This is a genomic window from Rhodoferax sp. RT4P68 (assembly GCF_056521305.1).
Window position 1 is genome coordinate 1 of record NZ_JBWMBB010000050.1, and the last position, 1,276, is coordinate 1,276.

The 1,276-nt window shown below is 65.8% G+C and carries 1 protein-coding gene; it reads left to right on the top strand.

Features of this window, described 5'->3' with window-relative positions:
* Positions 1 to 1,276: peroxidase family protein (locus AC099J_RS31600; RefSeq protein WP_479619271.1), on the top strand; the 1,276-nt coding region annotated here is incomplete at both ends.

Sequence of the window (1,276 nt, forward strand, 5' to 3'; positions counted from 1 at the left end):
CAAGGCGCAGGCACGCAACCTGCTCGGCATCGAGCTGGACAATCTCGACGCACTGAACCTGCCGCTGCTGGCCACCGACGCCTACGGCAAGTTCATCCCCGACCCCATCACCGGATACGCGCAGATCGTTCTGAGGCCGGACCAGTTCGGCGGGCCACTGGATCTGGATGGCAACGGGCTCGCCTCGGGTACGCCCACCAGCCCGATCGATGCGAGCTTCGCCATGCGCACCGGCCACGCTTTCCTGGACGACATCGCGCACACCGCGAGCCCGGTCAACAGCCAGACTGGCGCACCGCTCACCGCCGATGCAGACTCAACCATCGGGGGCACTCCGGCGGCGGGCTTCTACGACAACGAGCTGCTCGACGCGCACTACGTTGCCGGCGACGGACGGGTCAACGAGAACATCGCGCTGACCGCCGTGCACCACGTGTTCCACGCCGAGCACAACCGCCTGGTCGAACACACGAAGGCGGTGATCCTGGCCTCGGGCGACCCGGCCTTCATTGCGAACTGGCAGTTGCCCGACGGCTCATGGAACGGCGAGCGTCTGTTCCAGGCCGCCCGCTTCGGCACAGAGATGCAGTACCAGCACCTGGTGTTCGAGGAGTTCGCGCGCAAGGTGCAACCGCAGGTCGACATCTTCTTCGCCGCGACGCAGGTCTACGACACCGAGATCGACCCGTCCATCGTGGCCGAGTTCGCGCACACCGTCTACCGCTTCGGCCACTCGATGCTGACCGAGACGGTCGACCGGTTCGATTCCAACTTCGATGTGGTCAACGATCCCAACTCATCTGACCCGCAACAACAGCTCGGCCTTGTCGCCGCCTTCCTGAACCCGCTCGGGTTCGCCGCCAGCGGCCCGGGCGCTGACGAGGCGGCCGGTGCGCTGGTGCGTGGCCTGACCCGGCAGCAAGGCAACGAGATCGACGAGTTCGTGACCGAAGCGTTGCGCAACAACCTGCTCGGCCTGCCGCTCGATCTGGCGGCCATCAACATCATGCGCGGCCGCGATACCGGCGTGGTGTCGCTCAATGCAGCGCGCCGGGACTTCTATCAGGTGACCGGCGACAGCCAGCTCAAGCCCTACACGAGCTGGATCGACCTCACGCAGAACCTCAAGCACGAGGCCTCGGTGGTCAACTTCATTGCGGCCTACGGCACGCATGCGACCATCGTCAGTGAGAGTTCGGTGGCTGGCAAGCGCGCAGCGGCGATGAACCTGGTGTTCGGCGACCCGGACCTGACAGGGGCGGATGCGACTGCCTTC